Consider the following 25,760-nt stretch of genomic DNA (forward strand, 5'->3'; position numbering starts at 1 on the left):
CTTATAAAGTGCACAGCAAGATTGTTAAAAGCATATCACTACCCGCATCAGGGTATAAGTGACTTGAGTTTAATGCTTTAGATTTTCATGTTCAGGCATGGGGGTTATAATCGCGGCCCTCTTTGTTGAAACAGTGACACGATAGTGGCTTGGTTCGCTCGTAAGCAAAAAAATTATATTCCACATGAAGAAGCCCCGCTTCATCCGGAGCAGTCGGAACACATTTGTATCGAGCAGGTCGATCTGCAACGCGCGGGTGATCCTTTCTTTCAGCAAATTTCGCTGCGCTGGGATGAAAAACGTGTAGGACTGATAGGCAATAACGGCTCTGGAAAAAGTACTCTGGTGCGTTTGCTTAACGGGCTGATGATGCCGGAGCAGGGGCGCGTCTCAGTATTTGGCTATGATACGGTTAAACAAGCGGCATTGATGCCGGCGCTGGTAGGCTTTATTTTTCAGAACCCGGATCACCAAATGATCTTTCCTACGGTGGCCGAAGAGCTGGCATTTGGTTGCGAACAACTGGGCCAGACGACACAGGAGGCGCGTGCTTCTGCATTGGCTTTGTTGCGTGAACAGGGTATCGAGTCATGGGCAGACCGGCCGGTGACGCAGTTATCCGAAGGACAGAAACAGCGAGTCTGTATTCTGGCTGTTTTGATCATGAAGCCGCGTTTACTGATATTAGATGAGCCGTTTTCGTCGCTAGATCTGCCGACACGTCGCTTGTTACTGCAGCTTATCCACAACAGCGACACGCATGTTTTGCTGATTAGTCATGATCTGAGCGTTTATGATGAATTTGACCGCCTGATCTGGATGGAAAAAGGTCAGATCCGCGCAGATGGCACGCCGGATGAGGTCATTAGCCGTTATATCGACGCCGTCAATAGCAGTGTAAACGACTGATGATCAGTCTGTATCTTTCTCATCCCAGCTGGCTGCATCGTTGGCCTGCCGGTATCAAGCTCGGTTTGCTGGCAGGCTGCAGCATGATGATCTTGCCCGTTGTGCGGCTTGATCTGATGATAGCGCTGCTGCTGGCTACGGGATTGCTATATACCACTTTGGGTGATCGTGGCTGGCGGCATCTTGAGATGCTCAGGCCGCTGCTGCCTTTTCTGGCGGTTATTATGCTGTTTCATCTCTGGGCGGCGTCCCTTTATGAGGGCAGTGTCTCAGTACTGCGTCTGGTGATTATGTTTCTGTTGGCCAACCTGATTACCCTGACAACCCGTATGAGTGACATGATGGCTGCACTGCAACCCGTTTTTCGGCCGTTTCAGTGGTTGGGTATTTCTGCACGCTCGCTGGCGCTGGCCGTGGCATTAATGGTGCGTTTTGCGCCTGTGCTGGTCATGGTGATGAATAATCTTGACGAAGCATGGCGTGCCCGTGGTGGCAGAAAGCACAAATGGCGCTTAATAGTCCCTCTTATTATCCAGGCAATTCGCTTATCAGATCATGTTGCCGAAGCATTAACCGCACGCGGAGGTAGCAGTGGCATCACTGTTCGACCGCAAATAAATCAGGAGATAACAAACAATGAACAAAGATAAAACCCTGGTGCAGATCGCACTCTATGCTGCGTTGATTGCCGCGTTGGGGTTACTGCCTAAGTTTAATATTCCGGTAGCCGGGGGGGTCCCACTGACGGCTCAGACATTAGGTTTAATGTTAGCGGGTGTGATGTTGGGGCCTGTGCGTGGATTTTTAGCGGTAGCGTTGTTTATTTTGGTGGTTGCTTTGGGAGCACCGTTGTTAGCGGGTGGTCGCGGTGGACTGGGTGTGTTTGCTGGTCCAACGGTCGGTTTCATCATTGGCTTTCCATTTGCTGCTCTGGTAACCGGATTGATGATGCAGCTGCTGAAAAAGACGAGTTTATTTGTCGGGGTTTTTATTGCATCAGTCGTTGGCGGGATTCTGGTGCTTTATGCGTTTGGTATTCCCGGTATGGTGGCGATGACCTCTTTGACTTTTGCGGGGGCAACTAAAGCTATATTAGTCTTTATTCCGGGTGATCTGATTAAAGCGCTGATTGCAGCATTAATTGCGCAGTCTGTTGCCCGCGCGATGCCGGGCATTATCCCTTCACGCTGATTTCTGTCATATTAAATATTATCCGTTATGCGTTAATATTAAGAATATAGACTGTTCTACACCATGTCAGGCGGTAGCGTGGAGTCAAATCAGCATGGCGTTTGTCATCAGTTTGTCATATAGATTTAGTTAAAATTACTCAGATTAAAAGGATATAACCGTGGCTTTTAATGATAGTCAGCGCTTTTTTCCCGAAACGCGTATGCGACGCATGCGTGCCGAGAGCTTTTCGCGCCGTTTAATGCGGGAAAATCAGCTGACCCCCAATGATCTCATCTACCCTGTCTTTGTTATTGAAGGCAGTAATAGCTTAGAAAGCGTTGCTTCCATGCCCGGCGTGCAACGCATGAGTATTGATCTGCTGGTAAAAGAAGCCAAAGAAATTGCTGCGTTAGGAGTGCCCGCGATGGCGCTGTTTCCGGTAACACCTGCATCGGCTAAATCTGAATTTGCGGAAGAAGCTTATAACCCGGATGGCCTGGCACAACGAGCGGTTAAAGCGATTAAAGATGCGTGTCCTGATTTAGGCATTATTACTGATGTGGCACTGGATCCATTCACAACTCATGGGCAGGACGGCATCATTGATGATGCGGGTTATGTACTCAATGACCGTACGGTAGAAGCGCTTATTCAACAGGCGCTATCGCATGCGGCAGCCGGTGCTGATGTGGTTGCTCCCAGTGATATGATGGATGGCCGTATTGGTGGTATTCGTGAAGCGTTGGAAGAAGATGGCCATGTGAACACACTAATCATGGCCTATTCTGCTAAGTATGCGAGTGCTTACTATGGCCCTTTCCGGGATGCAGTGGGTTCTGCGGGCAATCTGGGTAAAAGTAATAAAAACAGCTATCAGATGGATCCTGCCAATAGTGACGAAGCCCTGCATGAAGTGGGTTTGGATCTGGCTGAGGGTGCAGACATGGTCATGGTTAAACCGGGCATGCCTTACCTGGATATTGTGCGCCGGGTTAAAGAAGAATTTAAAGTACCGACTTTCGCTTATCAGGTGAGTGGTGAATATGCGATGCATATGGCTGCTTTTCAAAATGGCTGGTTGGATGAGCGGAGTGTGATGATGGAGTCGTTGCTGGCATTTAAACGTGCGGGTGCTGATGGTGTCCTGACATACTTCGCGAAACGAGCGGCACAACTGATGAACGAATAGGCACTCTCTCACTATACTGGAGGCTAAAATGACTGGGAAGGTAACGGCGATTGATGAACAGGTCGCGACGATGAGTGAAGAGATATTGCAAAATCAGGCTGCGCAGGCACTGGTGGATAGCCGCGAGATTTTGCCCACGGTGGATCATCCCGTTGAGGTAGAGCCGGTTGATCTTAAAGCCCCCGAACTCTATATCAATCGAGAGCTCAGTCATCTTCAGTTTAACGTCAGAGTGCTGGAGCAAGCGCTGGATGTACGTTATCCATTGCTCGAACGGTTGATGTTTCTGCTGATCTTCTCCAGCAATTTGGATGAGTTTTTCGAAATCCGTGTAGCGGACCAGTTGCGTCAGCTCAAGTATGGGCGCGAGACCGTTGGGCCGGATGCGATGTATCCGAAAAAGGTGCTGGAAAAGATCCGTGAGATCTCTCTGATTAACGTTGACCGCCAATACCGTATTCTCAACGAGATCATGTTTCCTGAAATGGAACAGCAGGGCATCCATTTCTTGCGCCGCCGTGACTGGACACCCGATCAGTTGGAATGGATCAAGACATTCTTTGAAGAAAAAGTCGTACCGGTCATCAGCCCTATCGGTCTTGACCCTGCGCATCCATTTCCACGTCTGGTGAATAAAAGTCTTAACTTTATAGTCCAACTGGACGGAAAAGATGCGTTTGGTCGTGAAACCGGACTGGCGATAATTCCTGCGCCGCGATCATTACCCCGCTTGATCCGTTTACCTGATGAGCTGTGTGAGTCGGGCGAAAACCTGATTTTCCTTTCCTCTGTGATACATGAGTGTGCGGCAGAACTGTTTCCTGGCATGACCGTGCTGGGTTGTTACCAGTTCCGAATTACCCGAAATGCGGATTTAACCTTTGATTTTGAAGAGATGGACGATCTGGCGCGTACGCTACGTGGTGAATTACATTCACGGAAATACGGCGATGCGGTACGTTTGGAAATAGATAACCGTACACCCGAAGAGTTGATAGAGTTTATTAAGAAAGAGTACAACCTGGATGAAGAGCAGGTTTATAAAGTGGATGGGCCGGTAAACCTGACGCGTCTGATGGCGGTGCGGGATCTGGTGGATAGGCAAGACCTGAGATGGCCTCCTTTCTCTCCTGGTGTGCCGGGAAAATTGAAAAAAGAGAAAGATGTTGATGTTTTTCAGGCACTGAAAGCGAGTGACCAACTACTGATGCACCCATTCCAGTCATTTACGCCGGTCGTCGATCTGTTGATGAAGGCGGCGAAAGATCCGGATGTCATAGCGATTAAACAAACCCTTTATCGTACCGGCGATAAGTCCGATATCGTTAATGCCTTGGTAGAAGCGGCGCGTGCCGGTAAAGAAGTTACCGTTATTATTGAGCTACGCGCCCGTTTCGATGAAGAGAGTAACCTGCACCTGGCCAGTCGGTTACAAGAAGCCGGTTGTCTGGTGGTATACGGCGTTGTGGGTTATAAAACCCATGCCAAAGCGATGCTGATCGTACGCCGGGAAGGCACCAAACTGGTACGTTATTGCCATTTGGGAACAGGGAACTACCACTCGGGCACAGCTCGTTTATATACCGACTACAGTTACCTCACCTCAAATGATGAGATCGGAGAAGATGTACATAAGGTATTTCAGCAGCTAACCGGCATGGGTAAAATCCAGCGACTTAAGAAGCTCTATAATGCGCCCTTTACCCTGCATGCCAAAATGCTGGAGATGATTCAACATGAGGCGAAACTGGCCTCCAACGGAAAACCCGGTCATATTATTATTAAAGTGAACGGTTTGACGGATCCTAAGTTGATTCGTGCTTTATATGAAGCCTCGCAGGCAGGAGTGAAGATCGAACTGATCATTCGTGGTATGTGTCGTTTGCGGCCTGGCTTGCCGGGGATATCAGAAAATATCACGGTACGCTCGATAATCGGACGTTTTCTGGAACATACACGCGTCTATTATTTCGGTAACAATGGCAAGCCTCATGTCCTTTGTGCCAGTGCAGACTGGATGGAGCGAAACATGTTACACCGTGTAGAAACCTGTTTTCCGGTTACGGGTAAGCAGGGCGACAGGGTCAAAAAAGAGTTGGATTACTACCTCGCTGATAACACTCAGAGCTGGGAGTTGAAAGCCGACGGTAGCTATACGCTCTTAGCGCCTGAAGAAGGTGTCGAACCTTTTAGCGCGCAACAGCAATTATTACGCGATTTTGCCAGTTAGGCTTATTCCACAGATGTAAGAACGCCATTGTCGGGCGTTCTTTTTCGTTATGGCGACCTTTTTTTAGAGTTTTCAGACAAACCACCGACGGAAAAGGGCCCTGGCGTTGCGTTTTTAATTCAGATCGGGAAATATATGACCACAAGCCAAATGTTTCATATAAGAAATAAGGTGGCGTATTATGATCTGTTTACTGATCAATTATGCGCCCATTAATGGAAAACACTATGTCTGATAGCTCGCTCGCGCTCGAATTGACCGATATTCATAAGTCCTATGGAAGTCTTGAAGTGCTGAAGGGGGTTTCACTAAAAGCGAAAGACGGGGATGTGATCTCTATTCTCGGTTCAAGTGGATCAGGCAAAAGTACCTTACTGCGTTGCATCAATCTGCTGGAACAACCCGCGAAAGGCCGGGTGATTATCGGCGGTGAAGAGCTGAAGCTTAAAGCCGGTAAATCGGGTGAGCTGGAAGCAGAAAACCGCAAGCAACTCGAAGATATGCGCTCGCGTATCGGATTCGTTTTTCAAAACTTCAATCTCTGGCCGCATAAAACCATCCTCGGTAATATTATCGAAGCACCAATGAATGTGTTAAAACAGTCTCGTGCACAGGCGGTTGAGCGTGCCGAAGGTTTGCTGAAAAAAGTAGGGCTATACGAAAAGAAAGATGCTTATCCGGGTAATCTTTCAGGCGGCCAGCAACAGCGTGTTGCCATAGCCCGCGCGTTGGCAATGGATCCGCAGGTATTGTTGTTTGATGAGCCGACGTCTGCATTGGATCCTGAATTGGTAAACGAAGTGCTTAGCGTTATGCGTGAATTGGCAGAAGAGGGCAGAACCATGTTAATCGTTACGCACGAGATGCGTTTCGCGCGTGATGTATCCAGCCAGGTAGTATTTTTGCATCAGGGACAGATAGAAGAGATAGGGACACCGGAGCAAGTGTTTGACAACCCGAAATCACAACGTGTACGTGACTTTATGTCCAGCCACAACTGATTCCGGCTCCACACAAACGAGTATAACTATAGTAATTATTCATAATATAGAGAGAAACCTGATGAGTGTTCGTAAAATTATTGCAGCTGTTACGCTTGTCGCTGGCGCATTTGCCGGTACATTAATCGGAACCCAGGCTTTTGCCGGCGATAAGATCCGTATCGCTACTGAAGGGGCTTATGCGCCTTTCAATATGAAAAATGAACAAGGCGAGCTGATCGGCTTTGATGTCGAAATTGCTAAAGCGTTGTGTGCCGAGATGAAAGCAGACTGCACCATCGTTGAACAGGACTGGGATGGCATGATCCCTGCGCTGAAAGGTCGTAAATTTGATGCGATTGTTGCTTCTATGTCGATCACTGAAGAACGTTTACAGGCTGTCGATTTTACCGATCCTTATTACACCAACGCATTGGCATTTGTTGGTCCTAAAGGAGTTGAACTGAAAACCGATAAAGCATCGCTTAAAGGTAAAACACTGGGAGCACAGCGTGCCACCGTTGCAGGTCAGTATCTGGAAGATGAACTCGGTGATGTCGTTTCTGTAAAATTGTATGACACCCAGGATAATGCTTATCTGGATATGGCAACAGGCCGTTTAGATGGTTTAGTATCCGACAAATTTCCTGCCTATGACTGGTTACGTACAGATGAAGGGCAAGGGTTTGAGTTCAAGGGCGAAACCATTAAAACAGAATCTGTGGATAAAATCGGAATTGCCATTCGCCACGGTCAGGATGAACTGAAAGCGAAATTCAACAAAGCACTAAAAGCGATTGTTGAAAACGGTACTTATGACACCATCAACGCTAAGTATTTCCCGTTTTCTATCTATTGATCAGCTCAATGCGCGAGCGATAACTGCTCGCGCATTGTAAATAATGGATAGTCCACTAACCTCCCGCTTCAAGAGAATAATAACGTGATAGATCTGCATGGGTTTGGTCACCTGTTATTGGCTGGAACATGGGTCACCGTCAAACTGGCACTGGTCAGTTTATCGTTAGGCCTGGTTTTCGGTTTGTTAGGTGCAGCCGCCAAGTTATCAAAATACAAGGTGCTTCGTGCAATAGCGATCACGTATACCACGCTGATTCGTGGTATCCCTGAGCTGTTAATTGTGTTCGCTATTTACTTTGGTGGATCGGCCTTGGTCATGGGCCTTGCCAGCATGTTTGGTTACGATGAATACATCGAAGTGAATCCGTTTATGGCGGGAGTGGCCGCACTGTCTATCGCCTTTGGTGCATATGCAACCGAAGTCTTCCGGATGGCGATCCTCTCTATTCCTCAGGGGCAATGGGAGTCTGCTCAAGCATTGGGGATGACGCGGGGAAAAACCTTCTTCCGTATTATTCTTCCGCAAGTGTGGCGTGTGGCACTGCCCGGATTAGGTAATTTATTCCAGGTATTGCTGAAAGATACCGCTTTGGTGTCGGTGGTTGGTTTGCAAGATATTATCCGTCAAGCCACTACCGCGATTAGCTCCACCAAAGAACCGTTCACATTTTATCTGGCGGCTGCTTGCATCTATCTGATACTGACGGCAATCGCGACAGCCGGCACACTCTGGATGGAGCGAGCCTGCACACCGCAGTTGAGGTATAAAGGATGAATTGGGAAGTTATTATTCAGTACTATCCAAAATTGCTGGAAGGCGCACTGCTGACGCTGGAACTAGTGATTATTTCAGGTGTTATTGGTGTGATGATGGCCGTGCCGATCGCTTTGTTGCGCGCCTCAAAAACACCGTGGGTAAGCGTTTTCCCGTTCTGTTTTATCTACTTCTTCCGTGGTACGCCATTGCTGATACAGATATTCCTGATCTACTACGGCGCCTCCCAGTTTGAAGCCGTACGTGACTCAGTATTATGGGTAGTGCTTAAGGAACCTTATTGGTGTGCCATCATCGCCTTTACGCTCAACACGGCTGCTTACAGCGCAGAATTGTTCCGGGGGGCAATACAAGCGATTCCAAAAGGCGAGCTGGAAGCGGCAGACGCTTTTGGTATGAACTGGTTGCTGAAAACGCGGCGTATCGTTATACCGCGAGCATTCGGCATCGCTTTACCTGCATACGGTAACGAAGTCGTGTTGATGCTGAAAAGTAGCGCGTTGGCCTCTACTATTACATTGCTGGATCTCACCGGCATGGCGCGTACTATCCAGGCACGCACCTATACACCGGTAGAACTGTTCACCGCTGCAGGTGTTATATATCTGGTCATGGCTGCCGTTGTAATTGGTTTATTCCGCTTAATGGAAAATCGCTTCAATCGCTACCAATACTACAAACCGAATGTCGATCAGCTAAATGTTGATAAGCCTTAGTAAATACAAACAATATAGCTTTCATCAGCGGCCAAATGGCCGCTTTTTATTGCCTGCTGTTTAGTGATAAAACCCCCTTCGTATTAACAACCAACTGCTGAATGCATGACAATTGTGTGATCGCCAGAAGTTGAATGCACTACTGGGCGAAATTTTCAAAATGAAAGATCTGCATTTTTGCTTTTCTGAATCGATTTTCTATTTTGACAATAGCTATTAACAGGTGCTATAAACAGGTCTTTAAGGAAAGGGTAGGGTTGTTATGCCAATTAAATTTTCTGAAGATGTAGTCCCTCTTACAGACCTTAAGGTTAATCCTGGTAAAGTGGTAAATCATGCTAAAGACACGCACCGGCCTGTTCTTTTAACGAGCCGTGGCCGCGGAGTGGCCGTAGTACAGGGTTTGGAAGACTATGAAAGTGATAGAGAGGAGCTGGCTTTTGTCCGGGCTGTAGCGCAGGGCTTAATGGACCTGAAGGATGGTGATGTTTCTGATATTAAGGATGTAAAAAAGAGGCTAGGTATCCAGTAAGTGAATATTTCCTTCTCTAAATCTGCTGTTGAAGATCTTGAAAGCATCAAAAATTATTATTTGGATCAAGGCGTTCCACATATTGGGGAAGGTTTTGTTATTGCTATCGTAGAACATATAGAGACGCTGGCTCAGCATCCTGATATAGGTAGGGCTGTTCCAGAATTTAACGATGAGCATATCCGCGAACTCATTCATCCTCCTTTTAGAATTGTTTACTTGCGTGAGTCTATTTCAATAAAAATTGTCAGAGTCTGGCGCAGCGAAAGGCTGCTTAGTTTCCCAAGCAATTCGGCTTAATTGAGCTGGGCTGCTTATTTCTCTACAACCACATTTTAGCGCCTTAAAAACCAGTACCAGGGTTGAACATAATGTGATTAACCCTTCAGGAATTGACATCACGCAAATAGAAGTGGAAATTTAGTAGTTTTCAGTTGTAGCGTGAGAGGGCTCAATGATGAAGCTGGTTTATACCAATGAGAACCCATTCTTAGTAAGCAATGCTAAAAACCTTATTGAGGCAGAGGGCATTGCTGCGTTTCTTAAGAATGAGTTTGCACAAGGGGCCGTTGGTGAGACATCTGCCTTTGATGCCTGGCCTGAGGTCTGGATCTTCAGGGATTCAGATTTTGAGCGCGCTCTCAACATTATCGAAAAATCATTTAGCGGCGAAAGCGCTGTTGAGTGGGTTTGTCAGAATTGTTCAGAAACGAACGACCCTTCTTTTGAAATATGCTGGAATTGCCAGCAGCGAAACGGGTAAAGCGATCCTGTTGATCCTGCATAATAATTTTTTTGTTCAGCCTGTATTCGCAGACTACACTCAATATTATATGCCTTTAGCGAGGTCTGCTTTATTGAGGTAGTATGGCCCGCAGTGCTGCTATAAAGATATTAATAATGGGACTATAAATGAGTGAAAGTGCTGAGTTTGAGCCCGAAGTATTAACGGCGTTAAATGCGGGAAGAAAAATCGATGCAATCAAAGCGCTGAGATCAATAAGGGGCATCGGCCTTAACGAAGCGAAAGCGTTGGTTGATCGCTATGTCGATGAGAATGCACCACAAGGCGGGCCTGTTCAGAAGGTCGATAGTAACTTTAGTGTGGCTAAGCTGCTTTTTGTCGGGTTGATAATTTATTTGGTGTATATGTTTTTCAAGAGTTAATACGAGTATTAAAGCTAACATGCAGTCGGTTAAACGCTAACTCCCAAGAAGTTTGCTGACGCCAGTCGGTGTGTATTTCGCCGGAGAGGCAGATAGTCCGGTGCATAGTGCTTCCTGTCTTTGTTAATTGTGTGCCTCGCCGAGGCTTTAAACCTTTATTCTACAGTATCTCAGGCTTTTAACTTATTCCTCTGAATGGAGTTAACCCTGATATGATAGCAGCGCTTCAATAGCCTATTGAGATATATGTTGTGAATCAATCGAATGCTCTTAAATCAGATCTGATGCTTCTTGTCGTGACGTTGCTCGCTGCATCGGGGTGGATTTTTTCTAAGGAAGCGCTGGCTGGCATGCCTCCTTTATTATTTATCGGTTTGAGGTTTCTGTTTGCCGGGCTGATTTTGATGATGTTCGGTTGGCAGGCGCTGCGGGCACTTGATCGACGTGGCATTTTAAGCACGGCGTTGGTCGGTTTGTCTTTTTCTATGGCCATGATGTTTTGGATTCTCGGGCTTCAGCATGCGCAGCATCTGGGGGTCGGGGCTTTTTTAAGCTGTTTAGGCGCTGTGTTGGTGCCCATTGTCGCGATGTTGTTTGGTGAGCGTGCTAATCGGGCAGTTTGGGCATCGCTTCCGGTGGCGGCTGTCGGTCTCGCTCTTTTGGCACTGGATAGCCAATTTGAGATGGGTTGGGGCGAGCTGTCTTTTTTGTGTGCGGCAGTCTTGTTCGCGTTTACATTCGTCTTGAATAGTCGTGCAGCTGCCAAAACATCACCTATTGCGCTGGCTGCCATTCAGTTGGTAGTTGTTGGCCTGGTGGCATTACCTGTGTCGTGGGCGGCTGAGCCCTGGTCGTTTGATTGGCCTGCGTCGATCTGGATGTGGATGATCGCGAGTATCTTTATTGCGACCAGCTTGCGATTTTTTATGCAGGTGTGGGCGCAAAGCTTATCCACCGCGAGTAATGCAGCGGTGATTATGACGCTGGAGCCGGTTTGGGCCGCTATGTTGGCGGCTTTGTGGTTTGGAGAGACAATGACCGGCATGCAGTTAGGCGGTTGTGCGGTTATTTTTAGTGCGTTGTTGGTTAGTCGTTGGCGCAGTGTGCGACAGGTTTTACGTGCGTTAATCAAATAAGTGGTCTCAGTCCCTGGCGAGCGCCTCTTTCGCGGGTCCATAATCTTGCACGGCGGCACGTTGTAACCATTTTTGTGCGGCTTCTGAATTTTGAGTTTGTCCTTTGCCTGTTTGTAGCATCACGGCGAGTGCATATTGTGCTTCGGCATCGCCTTCGTCTGCTGATTGTTTGAAAAGGATAGCGGCTTTATCAAGGTCGCGGGGCATACCCTGACCTGCTTCATACATCCAGGCCAGGCGTGTGCGGGAACGTGTGTCTCCAGCGTTGGTAAGTTGCTGCCAGATAGCGGCGGCTTCTTTATATTGCGCGGCGGCGTGCAGGTTTTCGGCATTGAAAAATTCTTTATCACGTTGGCTTATTTCGCTACTGCTGCGTTGTTCAAGCAATGCGGCTGCATCCTCGTCGCCTTGTGCGGCAGCAGCGGCCAGCCATTTATCCGCTTTTACATCATCTTTTGGGGTTTTAATACCCGCAGAATAAAGCAGCCCTAAACGGTATTGCGCTTTACCGCTGCCTGCTTGCGCTGCTTTTTCGTAGTGCGCTATAGCTTGTTGATTGCTTTGTTCTACGCCGAGTCCGTCCTCATATAAGATGCCAAGATTAAAGCCAGCCTGTCCGTTGCCCTTTTCTTCAAGTGCTTCCCAGATGGCGCGTGCGTTGTCGTAGTGCCCCATTTTGAACTCGGCATAGCCTTTATAATTGCCAATCACCGGGTTGCGTATAATCTCGTATAGGTCGAGCTCTTCTGCCTGTGCAGCAACAGCAGATAAGGTTATCAAGGGAAATGTTACCAAGAGGGGCGCGATGAACTTAATCAATGTATTGTTCGGCATGTTTAGCCCTCGCCGTTTATCAACTGGATGTGATGCAATTTTCAGGGAGTACATAATTTATACAGCAACTGATCAGCAGTAAAAATTGAACTGAAGAACTATTTTATGACTCAATAAGAGTCGGGCACTTATTTTGGTGCCTTGATGCACAAAATCTGACAACCAATACTATTTAGATAAGGAGAAGCGTGTGCTTCCAATGGGAACAATTATGGCGGGAAGCATGCTGACGGGTGTGCTGTTGGCTACCCGATTACCGGTATTGCGTAAATTGCAGAAATTACCTGCATGGTTCAGAAATACATTGGCCCTCGTGGTGTTTGCTGCAGGAAGCTGGAATGTGTTTTGGTATGCCTTGCGTCATCTGAATGAGTTTTGGGGTGTTGCTGCCTTAGTCTCGGGTTGTTTGATGTTGCTTACGTCGGCATACGTAGTTAACCCAAAGTGTTTGCCACGGTTTCTGCAAAAGATTCGCCCAGGTGTTTTGTTCCTGCTGCTATGTTGTTCAGTGTTGTATGGTGTCACTATTTACCGGCTTTGATCTATCGACTTTGAGTGCATTCTAGCGGCTTTGGGTCCATGCTAGCGATGATTAACTCATTCTGGTGCTTTCACTTAATTTCATTTTTTTTCAATAAAGGAGATGGGAATGGACATTATTATTTTTTTAGCCATTGGTGCATTGGCTGGTTGGTTGGCGGGTACGTTCATGAAAGGCCGCGGTTTTGGGCTGTTAGGTAATATCGCCGTGGGTATTGTCGGCTCCGTGGTTGGGGGATTCGTGTTTTCATTGATTGGGATTTCTGCAGTAGGGATGGTCGGCTCAATTGTTACTGCAACCGCAGGAGCTGTTCTGTTGCTTTATGTTGTCGGTCTGATAAAGAAATAAAACCAAACGACTAAAATCAGACTCGGGATTGTTCATCAGCTTCGCTGTTCACATGGGAGTCTCATTAATGATTATCTGGAATCGAACCCAATAGGTTTGTGAATTTCGCTTCAAAATCTCATTACTTTTTAATTGTTTTTGAGTGCTGCTGGCCATTTTTATCGAACTTGAATCTGTTATAAGGATAGATATTAAAGGGTTATTAAGATCGTCGTTAATATTTTCTAATACGCCTGTTTCATTGTATTCGGAAATACTTGACCACGACATGTAGAGGCTTGTTATGTCTGTTAAAAAAGAGTTTGAACATCTATTTGAAAAGCTCAAAGCTGAGCGCGATGAAATCATCGTTAAATCACATCTGGCTTCTATGGAAGCTCAGGATGAGTTCCAGGAAGCTGAAAAGAAATGGGAGCATTTAAAAACTAAAGCAGCACATATTGCGGAAGATTCACAAGATGCGACAGCGGCATTTATCGATAAAGCCAAATCTGAATGCAAAGAGCTTGAGGAAACTTATAACCGTTTAGGGCCTTATTGTTCTGAGAAGGCGTCTTTTGTGCAAGATGAGTTAGGCGAGTTGTACGAAAAGCTCAAAACGGAACGAGATGAAATAATCGTAAAGATGCATCTGGCGTCAATGGAAGCCAAACAAGAGTTTGCTGAAACAGAAAAAAAGTGGGAGTTGCTAAAAGAGAAAGTCTCGGATATCGCCGATGATACCAAAGATACATCTGAAGAGTTTGTCGCTAAAACCAAGATTGTCACTGAAGAGCTGAAAGATACCTACAAACGTATTATTCAGCGTCTTTCTAAGTGATAAGTACTGCTTTTCAGTGATCAACAAACTCTTGTTTAGTGTCTATTGATCGATAGGGCGGACTAACTTTTCTTTGAGTCCTGCCTGAAACCCTGCTTTAAAGTCCGGATACAGAAACTCATATCCGGACTGCTGCAGGCGCTGGCTGTTACAGCGCTTGCTGCCCCCGCGCCTGATCGGCGTTTCCTGCATGATTTTTGTATTGAGTTGTTCTGCCAACCAGGCGGTGATGTCATGAATAGGGGTGGGGTTTGGATCGCTGGCAAGGTATATCGGTTCTATCAGATTACCTGTATTGACCTTCTGTATCAGGTGCGCAAGCACTCCGGCGCAGTCGTCCCGGTGGATTCGGTTGCTGTAATGAAGTGGATTTTGCGGCGCGATCGCGCCAGCGAGCACGGTGTTGATCAGATGATTTCTGCCCGGCCCGTAAATACCACTAAAACGCACTACGGTGGCATTTTCTTTATCCAGCACTTGTTGTTCTGCCCGTCGCATTATCAGTCCGGATGGCTGGTCGGGCTGCGTGGGCGATTGCTCGTCGACCCACTCATGCTGATATTGGGCATAGACGCTGGTACTGGATGTGAAAAACAGGTGTCTGGGTGGCGCAGGCAGTGCTGAGTAGATGTTTTCCAGACCATCAATGTACGCTTGCTGGTAAGCGCTTTCACTACGCCCCGTTGCGGCGGCGCAATAGACTAAGATATCGGTGTCTGGTAAGTCTGATAGTGTCTCTTTATCGCAGAGGTCGGCTGAAATTGCATGGATGCAGTCGGGAAGCTGGTTTATAGTACGCTTTAAACCATACACGTGATGGCCCTGGGCAGATAATAGAACTCCCAGTGCGCTGCCAACATCACCACAGCCCGCTATAAGGATACGCAGCTTGCTCATTGAACACTCCTGTTTAAGAAGCCTGTTTCAGAAGCTGCATAATAACAGAGGATTTGAGCAATGACGCTCACCGAATTGCGTTATATCGTGACACTGGCAAAAGAACAGCATTTTGGGCACGCTGCCGAAAAATGTTTTGTCAGCCAGCCGACATTGTCGATTGCGGTTAAAAAGCTGGAAGAGGAGCTGGGTGTTGCACTATTTGAGCGCAGTAAAAATTCCGTTAAGGTAACCGATGTTGGCAAGATCGTCATCGAGCAGGCCCATAAGGTGTTACAGCAAGCCGAAACGATTAAGGATCTGGCGCAGGTGGGCAAGGACCAGTTGCGTACACCCTTGCGGGTCGGTGCTATCTATACGATTGGGCCTTACCTGTTTCCTCATCTGGTGCCTGAGGTACAAGAGCTGGCACCGCATATGCCGCTGTACATCGAAGAGAACTTTACAGCACGCTTGCGCGAGAAACTGCGTAATGGTGAGCTGGACGCGATTATTATTGCTCTGCCTTTCGAAGAGACGGATGTGGTGGTGCGCACCCTCTATCAAGAGCCCTTTGTGATGTTATTACCTAAGCAGCATCCGTGGTGTGAACAAAAAATGATTGATGCGACGAATTTGTCGAGCACCGAGTTATTGTTGCTGGGTGAAGGTCATTGTTTCCGTGATCAGGTGCTCGAGTCTTGTCCGACACTGCAGCAGGCTATCCAGCATCAAAGCGGCGTAACCGAGGGAAGTTCTCTGGAAACCATCCGTATGATGGTGGCGAGTGGCTTGGGTTCCAGCGTATTACCGATGTCGGCTACTAATGGCTATTATCAATCAGAGCTTGTTGTCACTAAGCCTTTCAAATCACCTCAGCCAACCCGAACGGTTGCGGTTGCCTGGCGAGCAAGTTTTCCACGCTCTAAAGCGATCGATGTGTTGGTGGATGCGATCGGTCGTAGTCAGATGAGCAACCCGCTGAGTACTGACAAAGGGGCTGCGTAGCAAGGTGCAGAGCTCTTTTAGTAATTCTCCTGCGGTAACGGCATTAAAGGGTGTAGGTGCCGCGCTGGCGCTGAAGTTGCAGCGTCTGGGGATTATTTCGATTCAGGATCTGTTATTCCACTTGCCGACACGCTATCAGGATCGCACCCGTATCATACCAATAGGGACATTACGTCCTGGTGATGAGTGTGTGATTCAGGGGACCGTTGTAGCCTCAGATATCCAGATGGGACGGCGTCGTAGTTTGTTGTGCCGGATTCAGGACGGCAGTGCCGGAACACTGACGCTGCGCTTTTTTCATTTTTCTGCAGCACAAAAAAACACATTAGCGGTAGGTAGCGAGGTGCGGTGTTTTGGTGAAGTTCGCCCAGGGCCCGGCGGATTGGAGATGGTACATCCCGAATACCGCGCCAGTAATGCACAAGGCTTGACGCCTGTTGAAGAAAGCCTGACTCCCATCTATCCGATGACGGAGGGGCTGCAGCAATCCAGAGTGCGGACATTAGTGCAGCAAGCGCTAACCTGGCTGGAAACAGGCAGTGTGTCTGAGCTGTTACCGGAGTCTGTACGACGTCAATGGCGTTTACCTGAACTGAAAGCCTCGCTGATCTATTTGCATGCACCGCCAGTCGATGCGAATCAGCATCTTCTTCTGCAAGGGCTGCACCCTGCACAGCGGCGTTTAGCATTTGAAGAGTTATTGGCGCACCATCTGACATTGTTACAGTTACGCCATAAGGTTCAGGAAAACGGAGCCCCTTTGTTACCGCCCAGGCATCAGTTAACGGCTGAGTTTTTAACGCAGTTGCCCTTTCGATTGACGACGGCACAGCAGCGGGTGGGTGAGGAAGTGTCGGCTGACCTGACTAAACCATTACCTATGTTGCGTTTGGTGCAGGGTGATGTGGGGTCGGGTAAAACGGTTGTGGCCGCCTTGGCCGCACTGCAAACAGTCGAAAATGGCTACCAGGCTGCCGTGATGGCACCCACCGAAATTTTAGCTGAACAGCACTTTATCAATTTCTCACAGTGGATGGAGCCATTAGGGATTAAGTTGGCGTGGTTGGCCGGTAAGGTCAAAGGTAAGCAGCGGGTAGCACAGTTGGCGGCTATTGCTGATGGATCCGCGCAGATTGTTATTGGTACGCATGCGTTGTTTCAGGAAGAGGTCAGGTTTTATAACCTTGGCTTGGCGGTGATTGATGAGCAGCATCGCTTTGGTGTGCATCAGCGCTTGAGCCTGCGCGAAAAAGGCCGCGATGGAAGACGCAGCCCGCATCAGTTGATTATGACGGCAACGCCTATTCCGCGTACCTTAACTATGAGTGCTTATGCAGACCTGGATTGCTCGGTGATTGATGAACTGCCTCCGGGCCGCACGCCGGTGAATACTGTCGTCATTGAAGATTCGCGTCGTGATCAGGTGATTGAGCGGGTGCGCGTCGCTTGTGCTGAAGGCCGTCAGGCCTATTGGGTCTGTACCTTGATTGAGGAATCAGAAGCATTGCAATGCCAGGCGGCGGAAGTGGCCGAAGTGACGCTTAAGGAGCTACTACCCGAGTTACGTATCGGTTTAGTGCATGGCCGCATGAAAGCACAGGAAAAAACTGAGATCATGCGTCTTTTTAAAGCCGCTGAACTGGATCTGCTGGTGGCTACTACGGTAATCGAGGTGGGTGTGGATGTGCCCAATGCGAGTGTCATGATTATTGAAAACCCCGAACGCTTAGGCTTGTCACAGTTGCATCAGCTGCGTGGACGGGTCGGGCGTGGTTCAGTCGAAAGTTACTGTGTTCTGATGTACCATGCGCCACTGTCAAAACAGGGACGTGAGCGTCTGGCGGTAATGCGGGAAACAACCGATGGATTCCGTATTGCTGAAAAGGATCTGGAGTTGCGTGGGCCCGGGGAAATTCTTGGCACTCGACAGACCGGTATGATGCAGTTTCGTATTGCCGATCTGCAGCGTGATGCTGATTTACTCGACCGTGTCCGACAGGCGGCAAATCAGCTGTCGAATCAACCCGAAATCATGCAGGCGGTAACGCGTCGCTGGTTAGGCCATCATGATGAATATGGTCATGTATAAGCTGTTTTTAAAGAAGCTTTAAGAAGTTCTTCTAAGCTTTTTTATAAGGTTTTTTAATAAAGGTGATTGATTTGGTTTATGTGAGCGTTTCAGAACAACAGTTGGCTGTGATTACCGGACAGATTGGGCGTGAACCTAAAGGGCTCATTAAAGTAGCCGTGGCAAATCCTGAGGGAGTTCCTTTGGTGTTGCAGATGCGCTCGTTGCTGGATGATGTACCCTTTCCTACGCTTTACTGGCTCTCTTCTAAAGATCTGTGCAAAGCGATTGGTCAGATTGAAGGTAAAGGCTGGGTTAAAGAGATAGAAAGTCGCTTGCAGGCAGATGCGGAGCTAAGAGACGCCTACCTTCAAAACCAGAAAGACTATGTGGCGCGTCGCTGGGATTTAATGCTGGCGGAGGATAAAGCGCGCATAGAGGCGCTTGGCTTCACCGAAATGTTTACACGCTACGGTATTGGTGGGATTTCCCAATGGGATAAAGTCAGATGCTTGCATATGCAGTATGCGCACCATCTGGCCGAGGGTAATGTGATTGGTGCGTTAATGGATCAGGAGTTTGAGTTGAATCTCAGGCGCTACTCTCAATAAGCCTTAGCGCTCAGCAAGTCGCCATGTACTTACTGAGCCTGTAGTTTATAAAAAGTAAGTTATATCAGGTAGATTCTTCTGCATCCTGGATTCGTTCGATCCGTTCCTGTTCTTCCAGCCAGGCTGCTTTGATCTCCTGTAAAACAGTATCAACATCCGCCGCTTCTGTACTTTCTGCAAACAGTCCGGTTAGCTCAACGTCAGGTTGTAGGTCGCCGTTCTCAAAGAGTGCCCACATTTCTTGTGCATAGCGGGTATCTAATAATTCGGGCGCGTATTGAGCATAGTATGCCGTCATATTGTTGACGTCTCGCGTCAGCATTTTCTGAGCATTGTTGTTGGCTGCTGCATCAACGGCTTGTGGCAGATCGATAATCACCGGGCCGTATGAATCAACTAACACATTAAATTCTGACAAGTCGCCGTGGACTAAGCCGGCGCATAGCATCAGCATGACGTAATGCATGACAACGGCATGATCTTCCAGGGCTTGCTCTAAGGTGAGTGCCACATCATTCAGGCGAGGAGCGACATGGCCATCATTGTCAGTGACCAGTTCCATTAATAAGACGCCATCGAAGCAACCAAATGGCTGCGGAACTCTGACGCCGGCATCTGCCAGACGATAGAGCGCATCTACCTCTGCATTTTGCCAGGTCTCTTCTTGTTGATGGCGACCAAATTTAGAGCCTTTTTCCATCGCACGAGCGCGGCGGCTGTTACGGACTTTACGGCCTTCCTGATACTGTGCGGCCTGTTTAAAGCCTCGTTTGTTGGCTTCTTTGTATATTTTGGCGCAGCGTACTTCTGTGCCGCAGCGTACGACAAAAACATCGGCTTCTTTGCCGCTCATCAGCGGTCGTAGAACCTCGTCTATCAAGCCGTCTTCAATTAGGGGCTGTAATCGTTTTGGAGCTTTCATGGCACCCTTGTACCTTATTCTTTCATGGTATGATTTGCGTCAGCCAAAATTATCGCAGTTTTGTATAGACAAAACTGCTTCTGTACTACGCGTTATGTTTTAATTAGCTTAGTCGAGAAGTTAAATAGTTGGGAAATATAGTGAGCGACCTTTCTGAAAAACGCCTCAATAAATATATCAGTGAGTCAGGTTTTTGCTCCCGACGTGAGGCTGATAAATTAATTGAACAAAAGCGCGTTACCATCAACGGTAAACAGCCTGAATTGGGTACAAAAGTTACTCCGACAGATAAAGTGTTCGTTGATGGAAAACAAATTCATGCCACTGCAGATAATAAATCTGATCGTGTTTATATAGCTTACCATAAGCCGGTAGGTATTACGTGTACCACCGAGCGGCACATTAAAGGCAATATTATCGATGCGATTGGCCATTCGCAGCGAATTTTTCCGATAGGGCGACTTGATAAGCCATCAGAGGGGCTGATTTTCCTGACCAGTGATGGCGATATTGTCAATAAAATCCTGCGTGCAGAAAATGCTCATGATAAGGAATATGTCGTTACCGTTAATAAACCATTAAATGAGCGTTTTGTTGAGCGGATGTCGCAAGGCGTGCCTATTCTGGATACGGTTACCAAGCCTTGCAGGGTAACGATTCAAAGTCGGTTTGTTTTTAAAATCATCTTAACGCAAGGTCTCAATCGGCAAATTCGGCGTATGTGTGAGTATTTGGGTTACGACGTCACTAAGCTAAAACGCACGCGTATCATGAATGTTCAGTTAGCAGGGCTGAGGCCAGGCCAATGGCGGGATTTAAGCAGTGGCGAGCTTGCTGAAATTAATCGCGCGGTAGCAACATCGAATAAAACGGCTGTGAACGCTCAAACAACGACAGCAGCGGTGAAAGTTAATACATCAGGTGCTGGCCAGCCGGGCAGATCTGCGTCTAAGCGGGTGAATCGAAACGCAACGCGAAAATCAGGTAGCCGGTAAAGCGGGTGTCTTTCTAGAGCTTAATGCGGATCACAAACAAAAAAAAGCAGGCACAACGAAGTGGGCCTGCTTTTTTACTCTGATGATTACATACGTAGCGACTAAGAAGTCAGCTTAGTATATTTCTCCATCAGTTGATCTTCAGTTTCCACATGATCAGGATCTTTTGGAATACAGTCAACCGGGCACACTTCAACACATTGTGGTGTGTCGTAGTGACCTACGCACTCGGTGCATTTGTTAGGATCAATTTCATAGATCTCTTCGCCCGGAGCAATGGCTTCATTCGGGCATTCAGGTTCGCATACATCGCAGTTGATGCATTCGTCAGTAATAATTAATGCCATGTTGGCTTTCCTCTCAGGCTCAGACGGTTTTATTGCAGTCTTTTCTGACAGCAAGATGATTCTGTAATGCTTTATTGACGCAGGGGTGAACAAATTTGCTCACATCGCCGTTCAGCATTGCTATTTCCCTTATCAAGGTAGATGAGATAAAGGATAGGTGCTCCGCAGGCGTCAGAAAAAGACTTTCTGCCTGAGGTGCTAGCTGACGATTCATATTGGCCAGCTGAAATTCATATTCAAAATCAGATACAGCGCGAAGACCACGTAAGATAATATTCGCTTTTTGCTCAGCGACAAAATCTGCCAGCAAGCAATCAAAACCGATCACTTCGACATTTCCTAAATTTACAAAAACCTCTTTGGCAAGGTCTGTGCGCATTTCTAAAGGAAATAGCGGTTGTTTCGTTTGACTTGTTGCAACGGCCACGATGACTTTATCGAACAAACGTGATGCGCGCTGCACGAGGTCAGAGTGACCATTTGTGATAGGATCAAATGTTCCTGGATAAATGGCGATATTCATTCTTTATTCACTCTGTCCTGTTTTGCTGTGGTATTGCCACTGTTGCAAGTGCGGCATATTATCGGAATTGCTGCAGGGGTACAAATACAATAATGGAATGTGTTCATCTTTATTGGTTATAAAAAATATTTTTTATATTTCCAAGAGGAATATAAGAGTGTCGCACAGGTAGTAAATCAGGTAGTAAATCAGGTATTAACTCAGGTATTAACTCAGGTATTAACTCAGGCATTAAACAGGCGGTCTCCATTTATGAATTCTGTTGTTAAAATTTTCCCTCTCTTTATAGGTGTTGCATTACTTAGTGGCTGTGAGTCGCTGCAAAGTATAGATCGGGGGCTTTATAGTGCGGCTGAAGTGGTGAGCGAGCGGGATCTGGTTACCGGCCAGCGAACGTTAAGCATGGCAAGCCGGGGCCAGCAGATTGCGCAAGGTAATGCAGCGGTTGAACAGATTCTCGCAGAGCAAAAGAAAGCAGGGAAGAAAACAAATGCGGCATTGGATGAGAAAGCATATCAGCGTGTTGTTCGGGTGTTTGACCGTATACACCGTGTGAGTCATCTGGCGAATGAGCGTTGGCTGCCAGTGTTGATTGATGATCCCTCCTTTAATGCTTTTACAACGGGTGGGACTTACATCGTCGTACATAGTGGCTTAATGCAGGATCTGAAAGATGATGCTGAGTTGGCGGCTGTACTCGGGCATGAGATCGCGCATACCGTGGCTAATCATGTGTTTGAACGTCAAACGCATCAAACGGCCGCATTAATTGCCGGATCTGAAGCGGCGCGCCAAGGCGGCTATCAGGCGGCCTTTACCCATGAAAGTGAAATTGAAGCGGATAAGATAGGTATTCTGTACGCGGCACTGGCCGGTTTTGACCCCTATGCAGCGAGTCGTATCTGGGAGCGACAATATAAGAAAGAGGGTAGCGCCAAGGGACTTTTCTTCCATTCACACCCAGTGAATCCTGAACGTGCGCTATTGACGCGAAATGTCGCTAACCAGGTGAAGCAATATTACCATGATGGGCAACAGAACCCGGAAGCGGCCGCATTACTGGATAATAATGCTCTCTGGCGCAAAGGTTCGGAGTCGGTGGAAGCCGGCAGTGGTGGTGGTTTGTCTGCGATTCTTGGCACGGCCTTAGGGGCCTATGCTCAGCATCAGGGAACTAAGCAAGAGGCCAGCCGCCAGGCGCAGCAGATTCAGATGATGCAGGCGCTGGATAAGCAGGTTGTCGTTGTGGGCGAAAAGGTGATTGATCAGCACTCTTGGCAGGTGGTGTGGGAAAATAGGAGCAATGTTAGTCTGAAAGATGTGGTTATGGGTGTATTGATTAAAGATTCCACAGGAAAGGTAAGTCGTTATGTCACACATGTGGCAGGTAATATAAAACCGGCAGCGCGTTTTGCAGGAAGCTTTACCTTACCGGATCTTAAGGTTGCTCAGCTTCAGCAGATGCAGGTTAAATACTATCTGGATGATGCGACGCCTTTTCGTTAAAGCAGATCGTTAGCGCTCATCCGTGTTATTCGAACTTATACATGCGCAGCTTAATGTTAAGTCGGGCGGGATGCGTTAAACTGGTTTGCGAGTGAGCTTAAGCTTTCAAAAAAAGCAGATTTTCATAAAGTTAACTTTTTATAAAGTAACTGCTTATAAAGAAATAAGGAGCCTGTGTTGGCGCGTCGCACCCGAGAAGAAGCTGAACAAACACGACATGAATTGTTGGAAATGGCCTTGCAGCAGTATGCTACGCATGGTATTCACAATGTTAGTTTAAAGGCGATAGCCGCTGCGGCCGGTGTTACTCATGGTGCTTTGTATTGGCATTTTAAGAATCGTGAAGATCTGATCTATGCTTTAAGCGCATCGGCGACGCTTCCCTTTGAACAGCACTATCTTGAGCAGTTGCAGGCCATTGACCAGAATGCGTTGAAGGCGTTGAAATCTTTTTTACTTGATACGGCATGCCATATCGCTTCTCGTGACCAGGCAATGCAGGTGTATGCCCTTTTTTATAGCCGAAGAAAAGATCTGCCACCACAAGCTGAGTTGCACGATGTTCTGTCGGACGAATGGCAATTGTGGGTTGGTTATATCGATCGGTTTTTAAAACAAGCACGCAAACAGAAACAGATTGCGAAGAAAACAAAGCAGCAGCCGATGGCGGAGCTGCTACTTTCTCAGGTGTTTGGTGTACTTGCCGTTACCGAATATATGCCGGAATCGACTTCATTCAGAGAGTTGGCAAACCTCACCATTAGTAATGCTATTGCCGGACTGGAAAAGACCAGGTCGTAGATAAGTAGTCGCAACCTGCTTTAGCCGATCCAGAAAAGCTTAGCCGGGCTCGGTTTCGGTTTCAGGCGATCTGAAGAACAGCCGGTAAGTGACCTGTCCTGCAGTTTTGGAACGGCTCTCTTGCCAATTCCCGGGAACTGTCAACTGGCTTAATTCTGACTCGGCTTCTATATAGATAACGGCATGATCGGAAAGCAGGTTGCGTTTCTCTAACAGTTCACAGATGAGCGGGACCATATCCTTTCTGAAAGGCGGGTCGAGAAAGACTAAGTCATAGCGTGGTTCTGTATCCGTCTGACGTGCTTCCAGCCAGGTGAGTGCCGCTGATGTTATTATTTCGCCGTTCTGGCATTTTAACAGATTTAAATTGTCTCTTAGCTGGCGTGTTGCTTCGTGGGCGTTATCGATAAAAGTAACCGAGTCTGCACCGCGAGAAAGCGCTTCCAGCCCTAATGCCCCACTTCCGGCAAACAGATCAAGGCAGCGCGCGCCGGGAGTAATATTTTGCAGCCAGTTAAAAAGAGTTTCTCTCACCCTGTCAGGAGTCGGGCGTAAGCCTTCTATTTCCGGGAAAGGGAGTTTACGGCTACGCCATTCTCCACCGATGATACGTAACATCGGTTTGGTTTCTTTACGGCTGTTGTGGTTGACGCGGGGTGGGTGTCTTCGGGGCATCTTTGTAGCCTACAAAGGTGAAATTGTTACAATAATGGCGTGCTCAGGATCAAGTAGCTGTTGTAAATGCCCCTGAATTTGCTGAGTCGATATGGATGCAAGCGTATCACGAAATTCCTCAGCCGACTGAAATTTCTCCATAGAAAATAATTGTGAAGCGAGCTGCTCGGCGCGTTGCTCCGGGCTGGCGAGCAGTTCGCTATATTGCGTTGCGAGCGCGCCTCTGATCTCTTCAAGCTTGTCGTTGTTGAGGTGTTGCAGCAGGTAAGTTTTAAGGTTACTGATGACATTTTCCTGAAACGGGCTGTTTTGCGTCATCGATAAGGCAGCATAACCGACCGGAGTTGACGGTTGGAGTATCAGGCGATAGTGGCTTAAATTTTTGTTGGCGATTTCTTTCAGTGACTGATTAATGTAATGCAAAGCTACAGAGCGACTCACATTGCTGCTATCGGCGGGTATAGCCTGTCCTATCAGATAAAGATAAGACGGGCCGCGGTGTTGCAGGCTTATGCGGCTAGCGGCGGCTAACTGTGGTGCTGATATGCGGGGTTGGGCAGTGAAAGGGTAATGTTTTTTTAATTGCTCGCTGATTATTGTGCTGAGCGATTCATTTTCTTCTCTGAATATCAGCAGCGCCGTGGGTCTGTTAGACAGCAGGCTGTGGGTGTTATCGGGTGTGATTGGCATTGACGACGTAAGAAGCTGTGCCTTCAGATTGCTCAGTGCTAACTCATCGATCGTGTTTAATGCCAGGTAGCGTTCTGCGCCTGCGTGTTGCAGCGCTTGTGAATAATGTTCGCCGGCCAAGGTTGTTACCTTGTTTAGCATCGGCTCCAGACGGAATGAGTCTTCGCTATCTTTTTCTGCGGGCAGTCGGACGGTTAAAATGACCTTATCATCATGCCACCGGGCGGTGATGTTGTTCTGAGCCCGGAGTGCCTGTCCGAATGAGGATTGCAGTGCGATACTTTGCTGGGCTTGCTGTTCGGAATAGGCGGGAGATAGCGGGTAGACCAGTTTCAGTTGATCTTGTTTAAGTGCTTTGTCGATCGACAGATATATCCAGTTGTCTTCCAGTGTCTCGTAAAAATCAGAACTATTATTCTGGCTGCGGGCTGTTAACAGCACGATAACGATGGCGACAATCCAGGGTAAAATTTTCAGATAGGTGCGGTTAAACAGGGGCTTGTATTGCTGATCCATAATTTTCCTGA

The 25,760-nt window shown here is 47.6% G+C and carries 30 protein-coding genes; 23 read left to right on the forward strand and 7 right to left on the reverse strand.

Annotated elements, in window-relative coordinates; translation table 11 throughout:
• Window positions 1-144 precede the first annotated feature (144 nt).
• From ABY436_RS00115 to ABY436_RS00180, 14 genes are all read left to right on the forward strand, one after another.
• A complete protein-coding gene (locus ABY436_RS00115; RefSeq protein ID WP_372736995.1) occupies window positions 145-909 on the forward strand; it encodes an energy-coupling factor ABC transporter ATP-binding protein in 765 nt (254 codons plus the stop codon).
• Entirely contained in the window at window positions 909-1,559 is a 651-nt protein-coding gene (locus ABY436_RS00120; protein ID WP_372736996.1) for an energy-coupling factor transporter transmembrane protein EcfT, read from the forward strand. Before ABY436_RS00115 ends, ABY436_RS00120 begins: the two co-directional genes overlap by 1 nt.
• Window positions 1,546-2,100, forward strand: coding sequence for a biotin transporter BioY (locus ABY436_RS00125; RefSeq protein ID WP_372736997.1), 555 nt, complete (start codon window positions 1,546-1,548; stop codon window positions 2,098-2,100). Before ABY436_RS00120 ends, ABY436_RS00125 begins: the two co-directional genes overlap by 14 nt.
• 160 nt (window positions 2,101-2,260) lie before the next feature.
• On the forward strand, window positions 2,261-3,271 hold the full coding sequence (gene hemB, locus ABY436_RS00130) for a porphobilinogen synthase (RefSeq protein ID WP_372736998.1): 1,011 nt from the start codon (window positions 2,261-2,263) through the stop codon (window positions 3,269-3,271).
• Between the two features lie 28 nt (window positions 3,272-3,299).
• Window positions 3,300-5,501 (forward strand): polyphosphate kinase 1, encoded by a 2,202-nt coding sequence (gene ppk1, locus ABY436_RS00135; RefSeq protein ID WP_372736999.1) that lies wholly within the window; start codon window positions 3,300-3,302, stop codon window positions 5,499-5,501.
• 227 nt (window positions 5,502-5,728) lie between these two features.
• Window positions 5,729-6,502: an ABC transporter ATP-binding protein gene (locus ABY436_RS00140; protein WP_372737000.1), complete on the forward strand. Its 774-nt coding sequence runs from the start codon at window positions 5,729-5,731 to the stop codon at window positions 6,500-6,502.
• Window positions 6,503-6,563: 61 nt separating this feature from the next.
• On the forward strand, window positions 6,564-7,340 hold the full coding sequence (locus tag ABY436_RS00145) for an ABC transporter substrate-binding protein (RefSeq protein ID WP_372737001.1): 777 nt from the start codon (window positions 6,564-6,566) through the stop codon (window positions 7,338-7,340).
• Window positions 7,341-7,424: 84 nt separating this feature from the next.
• On the forward strand, window positions 7,425-8,117 hold the full coding sequence (locus ABY436_RS00150) for an ABC transporter permease (protein ID WP_372737002.1): 693 nt from the start codon (window positions 7,425-7,427) through the stop codon (window positions 8,115-8,117).
• On the forward strand, window positions 8,114-8,833 hold the full coding sequence (locus ABY436_RS00155; RefSeq protein WP_372737003.1) for an ABC transporter permease: 720 nt from the start codon (window positions 8,114-8,116) through the stop codon (window positions 8,831-8,833). The genes ABY436_RS00150 and ABY436_RS00155 overlap by 4 nt, the downstream gene beginning before the upstream one ends.
• Before the next feature lie 262 nt (window positions 8,834-9,095).
• Window positions 9,096-9,365: a type II toxin-antitoxin system Phd/YefM family antitoxin gene (locus ABY436_RS00160; RefSeq protein WP_372737004.1), complete on the forward strand. Its 270-nt coding sequence runs from the start codon at window positions 9,096-9,098 to the stop codon at window positions 9,363-9,365.
• The gene (locus ABY436_RS00165; RefSeq protein ID WP_372737005.1) at window positions 9,366-9,665 is read left to right on the forward strand and encodes a type II toxin-antitoxin system RelE/ParE family toxin; all 300 of its coding nucleotides are present in this window, start codon (window positions 9,366-9,368) and stop codon (window positions 9,663-9,665) included.
• 154 nt (window positions 9,666-9,819) lie between these two features.
• Window positions 9,820-10,128, forward strand: a complete 309-nt coding sequence (locus ABY436_RS00170; protein WP_372737006.1) for a DUF2007 domain-containing protein — start codon at window positions 9,820-9,822, stop codon at window positions 10,126-10,128.
• A 149-nt stretch (window positions 10,129-10,277) separates the two neighbouring features.
• On the forward strand, window positions 10,278-10,532 hold the full coding sequence (locus ABY436_RS00175; RefSeq protein WP_372737007.1) for a ribosomal protein L7/L12: 255 nt from the start codon (window positions 10,278-10,280) through the stop codon (window positions 10,530-10,532).
• Between the two features lie 251 nt (window positions 10,533-10,783).
• Window positions 10,784-11,668, forward strand: coding sequence for a DMT family transporter (locus ABY436_RS00180; RefSeq protein WP_372737008.1), 885 nt, complete (start codon window positions 10,784-10,786; stop codon window positions 11,666-11,668).
• Window positions 11,669-11,674: 6 nt separating this feature from the next.
• Here the strand turns inward: ABY436_RS00180 and ABY436_RS00185 are convergent, their stop codons facing one another.
• A complete protein-coding gene (locus ABY436_RS00185) occupies window positions 11,675-12,502 on the reverse strand; it encodes a tetratricopeptide repeat protein (protein ID WP_372737009.1) in 828 nt (275 codons plus the stop codon).
• A 199-nt stretch (window positions 12,503-12,701) separates the two neighbouring features.
• Between ABY436_RS00185 and ABY436_RS00190 the strand changes: the two genes are divergently transcribed.
• The 3 genes from ABY436_RS00190 to ABY436_RS00200 all read left to right on the forward strand — a co-directional run bounded on the left by ABY436_RS00190 (window position 12,702) and on the right by ABY436_RS00200 (window position 14,211).
• Complete coding sequence (locus tag ABY436_RS00190; protein WP_372737055.1) at window positions 12,702-13,043, forward strand: hypothetical protein; 342 nt, start codon at window positions 12,702-12,704, stop codon at window positions 13,041-13,043.
• 108 nt (window positions 13,044-13,151) lie between these two features.
• Window positions 13,152-13,391, forward strand: coding sequence for a GlsB/YeaQ/YmgE family stress response membrane protein (locus ABY436_RS00195; RefSeq protein WP_372737010.1), 240 nt, complete (start codon window positions 13,152-13,154; stop codon window positions 13,389-13,391).
• A 283-nt stretch (window positions 13,392-13,674) separates the two neighbouring features.
• Entirely contained in the window at window positions 13,675-14,211 is a 537-nt protein-coding gene (locus ABY436_RS00200; RefSeq protein WP_372737011.1) for a hypothetical protein, read from the forward strand.
• A 42-nt stretch (window positions 14,212-14,253) separates the two neighbouring features.
• Here the strand turns inward: ABY436_RS00200 and ABY436_RS00205 are convergent, their stop codons facing one another.
• Window positions 14,254-15,108, reverse strand: coding sequence for an SDR family oxidoreductase (locus ABY436_RS00205; protein ID WP_372737012.1), 855 nt, complete (start codon window positions 15,106-15,108; stop codon window positions 14,254-14,256).
• A 60-nt stretch (window positions 15,109-15,168) separates the two neighbouring features.
• On the opposite strand from ABY436_RS00205, the gene ABY436_RS00210 reads away from it, so the two are divergent.
• The 3 genes from ABY436_RS00210 to ABY436_RS00220 all read left to right on the forward strand — a co-directional run bounded on the left by ABY436_RS00210 (window position 15,169) and on the right by ABY436_RS00220 (window position 18,774).
• Window positions 15,169-16,095 (forward strand): hydrogen peroxide-inducible genes activator, encoded by a 927-nt coding sequence (locus ABY436_RS00210; RefSeq protein WP_372737013.1) that lies wholly within the window; start codon window positions 15,169-15,171, stop codon window positions 16,093-16,095.
• A 4-nt stretch (window positions 16,096-16,099) separates the two neighbouring features.
• Complete coding sequence (gene recG / locus ABY436_RS00215; protein ID WP_372737014.1) at window positions 16,100-18,184, forward strand: ATP-dependent DNA helicase RecG; 2,085 nt, start codon at window positions 16,100-16,102, stop codon at window positions 18,182-18,184.
• Window positions 18,185-18,246: 62 nt separating this feature from the next.
• Window positions 18,247-18,774, forward strand: a complete 528-nt coding sequence (locus ABY436_RS00220) for a DUF501 domain-containing protein (RefSeq protein WP_372737015.1) — start codon at window positions 18,247-18,249, stop codon at window positions 18,772-18,774.
• A gap of 64 nt (window positions 18,775-18,838) precedes the next feature.
• Here ABY436_RS00220 and ABY436_RS00225 read toward each other — a convergent pair whose 3' ends face one another.
• Window positions 18,839-19,696, reverse strand: a complete 858-nt coding sequence (locus tag ABY436_RS00225) for a PA4780 family RIO1-like protein kinase (protein WP_372737016.1) — start codon at window positions 19,694-19,696, stop codon at window positions 18,839-18,841.
• A gap of 140 nt (window positions 19,697-19,836) precedes the next feature.
• Between ABY436_RS00225 and rluF the strand changes: the two genes are divergently transcribed.
• The gene (rluF, locus tag ABY436_RS00230) at window positions 19,837-20,691 is read left to right on the forward strand and encodes a 23S rRNA pseudouridine(2604) synthase RluF (RefSeq protein ID WP_372737017.1); all 855 of its coding nucleotides are present in this window, start codon (window positions 19,837-19,839) and stop codon (window positions 20,689-20,691) included.
• 101 nt (window positions 20,692-20,792) lie between these two features.
• Here the strand turns inward: rluF and ABY436_RS00235 are convergent, their stop codons facing one another.
• Both ABY436_RS00235 and coaD read right to left on the reverse strand, forming a co-directional pair.
• The gene (locus ABY436_RS00235) at window positions 20,793-21,038 is read right to left on the reverse strand and encodes a YfhL family 4Fe-4S dicluster ferredoxin (protein WP_372737018.1); all 246 of its coding nucleotides are present in this window, start codon (window positions 21,036-21,038) and stop codon (window positions 20,793-20,795) included.
• Between the two features lie 19 nt (window positions 21,039-21,057).
• Complete coding sequence (gene coaD, locus ABY436_RS00240) at window positions 21,058-21,561, reverse strand: pantetheine-phosphate adenylyltransferase (protein WP_372737019.1); 504 nt, start codon at window positions 21,559-21,561, stop codon at window positions 21,058-21,060.
• A 252-nt stretch (window positions 21,562-21,813) separates the two neighbouring features.
• Between coaD and ABY436_RS00245 the strand changes: the two genes are divergently transcribed.
• Both ABY436_RS00245 and ABY436_RS00250 read left to right on the forward strand, forming a co-directional pair.
• Window positions 21,814-23,067: a M48 family metallopeptidase gene (locus ABY436_RS00245; protein WP_372737020.1), complete on the forward strand. Its 1,254-nt coding sequence runs from the start codon at window positions 21,814-21,816 to the stop codon at window positions 23,065-23,067.
• Window positions 23,068-23,244: 177 nt separating this feature from the next.
• Entirely contained in the window at window positions 23,245-23,868 is a 624-nt protein-coding gene (locus ABY436_RS00250; protein ID WP_372737021.1) for a TetR family transcriptional regulator, read from the forward strand.
• A 39-nt stretch (window positions 23,869-23,907) separates the two neighbouring features.
• On the opposite strand, the gene rsmD is transcribed toward ABY436_RS00250, so the two are convergent.
• Both rsmD and ABY436_RS00260 read right to left on the reverse strand, forming a co-directional pair.
• Window positions 23,908-24,543 carry a 16S rRNA (guanine(966)-N(2))-methyltransferase RsmD gene (rsmD, locus tag ABY436_RS00255; protein ID WP_372737022.1) on the reverse strand — a complete coding sequence of 212 codons (636 nt, stop codon included), beginning with the start codon at window positions 24,541-24,543 and terminating at the stop codon, window positions 23,908-23,910.
• Between the two features lie 9 nt (window positions 24,544-24,552).
• A complete protein-coding gene (locus tag ABY436_RS00260; RefSeq protein ID WP_372737023.1) occupies window positions 24,553-25,749 on the reverse strand; it encodes a hypothetical protein in 1,197 nt (398 codons plus the stop codon).
• Between the last annotated feature and the right edge of the window lie 11 nt (window positions 25,750-25,760).

It is taken from the genome of Neptunomonas sp., assembly GCF_041601355.1.
GTDB lineage: Bacteria > Pseudomonadota > Gammaproteobacteria > Pseudomonadales > Balneatricaceae > Neptunomonas.

Bases quoted from the DNA above. Each gene is read 5' to 3' on its own strand.
- ABY436_RS00140 (WP_372737000.1), top strand. From the start codon at position 5,729: ATGTCTGATAGCTCGCTCGCGCTCGAATTGACCGATATTCATAAGTCC.
- ABY436_RS00260 (WP_372737023.1), bottom strand. From the start codon at position 25,749: ATGGATCAGCAATACAAGCCCCTGTTTAACCGCACCTATCTGAAAATT.
- ABY436_RS00190 (WP_372737055.1), top strand. From the start codon at position 12,702: ATGGGAACAATTATGGCGGGAAGCATGCTGACGGGTGTGCTGTTGGCT.
- ABY436_RS00125 (WP_372736997.1), top strand. From the start codon at position 1,546: ATGAACAAAGATAAAACCCTGGTGCAGATCGCACTCTATGCTGCGTTG.
- ABY436_RS00205 (WP_372737012.1), bottom strand. From the start codon at position 15,108: ATGAGCAAGCTGCGTATCCTTATAGCGGGCTGTGGTGATGTTGGCAGC.
- ABY436_RS00210 (WP_372737013.1), top strand. From the start codon at position 15,169: ATGACGCTCACCGAATTGCGTTATATCGTGACACTGGCAAAAGAACAG.
- ABY436_RS00175 (WP_372737007.1), top strand. From the start codon at position 10,278: ATGAGTGAAAGTGCTGAGTTTGAGCCCGAAGTATTAACGGCGTTAAAT.
- ABY436_RS00160 (WP_372737004.1), top strand. From the start codon at position 9,096: ATGCCAATTAAATTTTCTGAAGATGTAGTCCCTCTTACAGACCTTAAG.
- coaD (WP_372737019.1), bottom strand. From the start codon at position 21,561: ATGAATATCGCCATTTATCCAGGAACATTTGATCCTATCACAAATGGT.
- rsmD (WP_372737022.1), bottom strand. From the start codon at position 24,543: ATGCCCCGAAGACACCCACCCCGCGTCAACCACAACAGCCGTAAAGAA.
- ABY436_RS00185 (WP_372737009.1), bottom strand. From the start codon at position 12,502: ATGCCGAACAATACATTGATTAAGTTCATCGCGCCCCTCTTGGTAACA.
- ABY436_RS00120 (WP_372736996.1), top strand. From the start codon at position 909: ATGATCAGTCTGTATCTTTCTCATCCCAGCTGGCTGCATCGTTGGCCT.
- ABY436_RS00235 (WP_372737018.1), bottom strand. From the start codon at position 21,038: ATGGCATTAATTATTACTGACGAATGCATCAACTGCGATGTATGCGAA.
- ABY436_RS00245 (WP_372737020.1), top strand. From the start codon at position 21,814: ATGAATTCTGTTGTTAAAATTTTCCCTCTCTTTATAGGTGTTGCATTA.
- ABY436_RS00225 (WP_372737016.1), bottom strand. From the start codon at position 19,696: ATGAAAGCTCCAAAACGATTACAGCCCCTAATTGAAGACGGCTTGATA.
- ABY436_RS00170 (WP_372737006.1), top strand. From the start codon at position 9,820: ATGATGAAGCTGGTTTATACCAATGAGAACCCATTCTTAGTAAGCAAT.
- ABY436_RS00145 (WP_372737001.1), top strand. From the start codon at position 6,564: ATGAGTGTTCGTAAAATTATTGCAGCTGTTACGCTTGTCGCTGGCGCA.
- ppk1 (WP_372736999.1), top strand. From the start codon at position 3,300: ATGACTGGGAAGGTAACGGCGATTGATGAACAGGTCGCGACGATGAGT.
- ABY436_RS00155 (WP_372737003.1), top strand. From the start codon at position 8,114: ATGAATTGGGAAGTTATTATTCAGTACTATCCAAAATTGCTGGAAGGC.
- ABY436_RS00200 (WP_372737011.1), top strand. From the start codon at position 13,675: ATGTCTGTTAAAAAAGAGTTTGAACATCTATTTGAAAAGCTCAAAGCT.
- ABY436_RS00195 (WP_372737010.1), top strand. From the start codon at position 13,152: ATGGACATTATTATTTTTTTAGCCATTGGTGCATTGGCTGGTTGGTTG.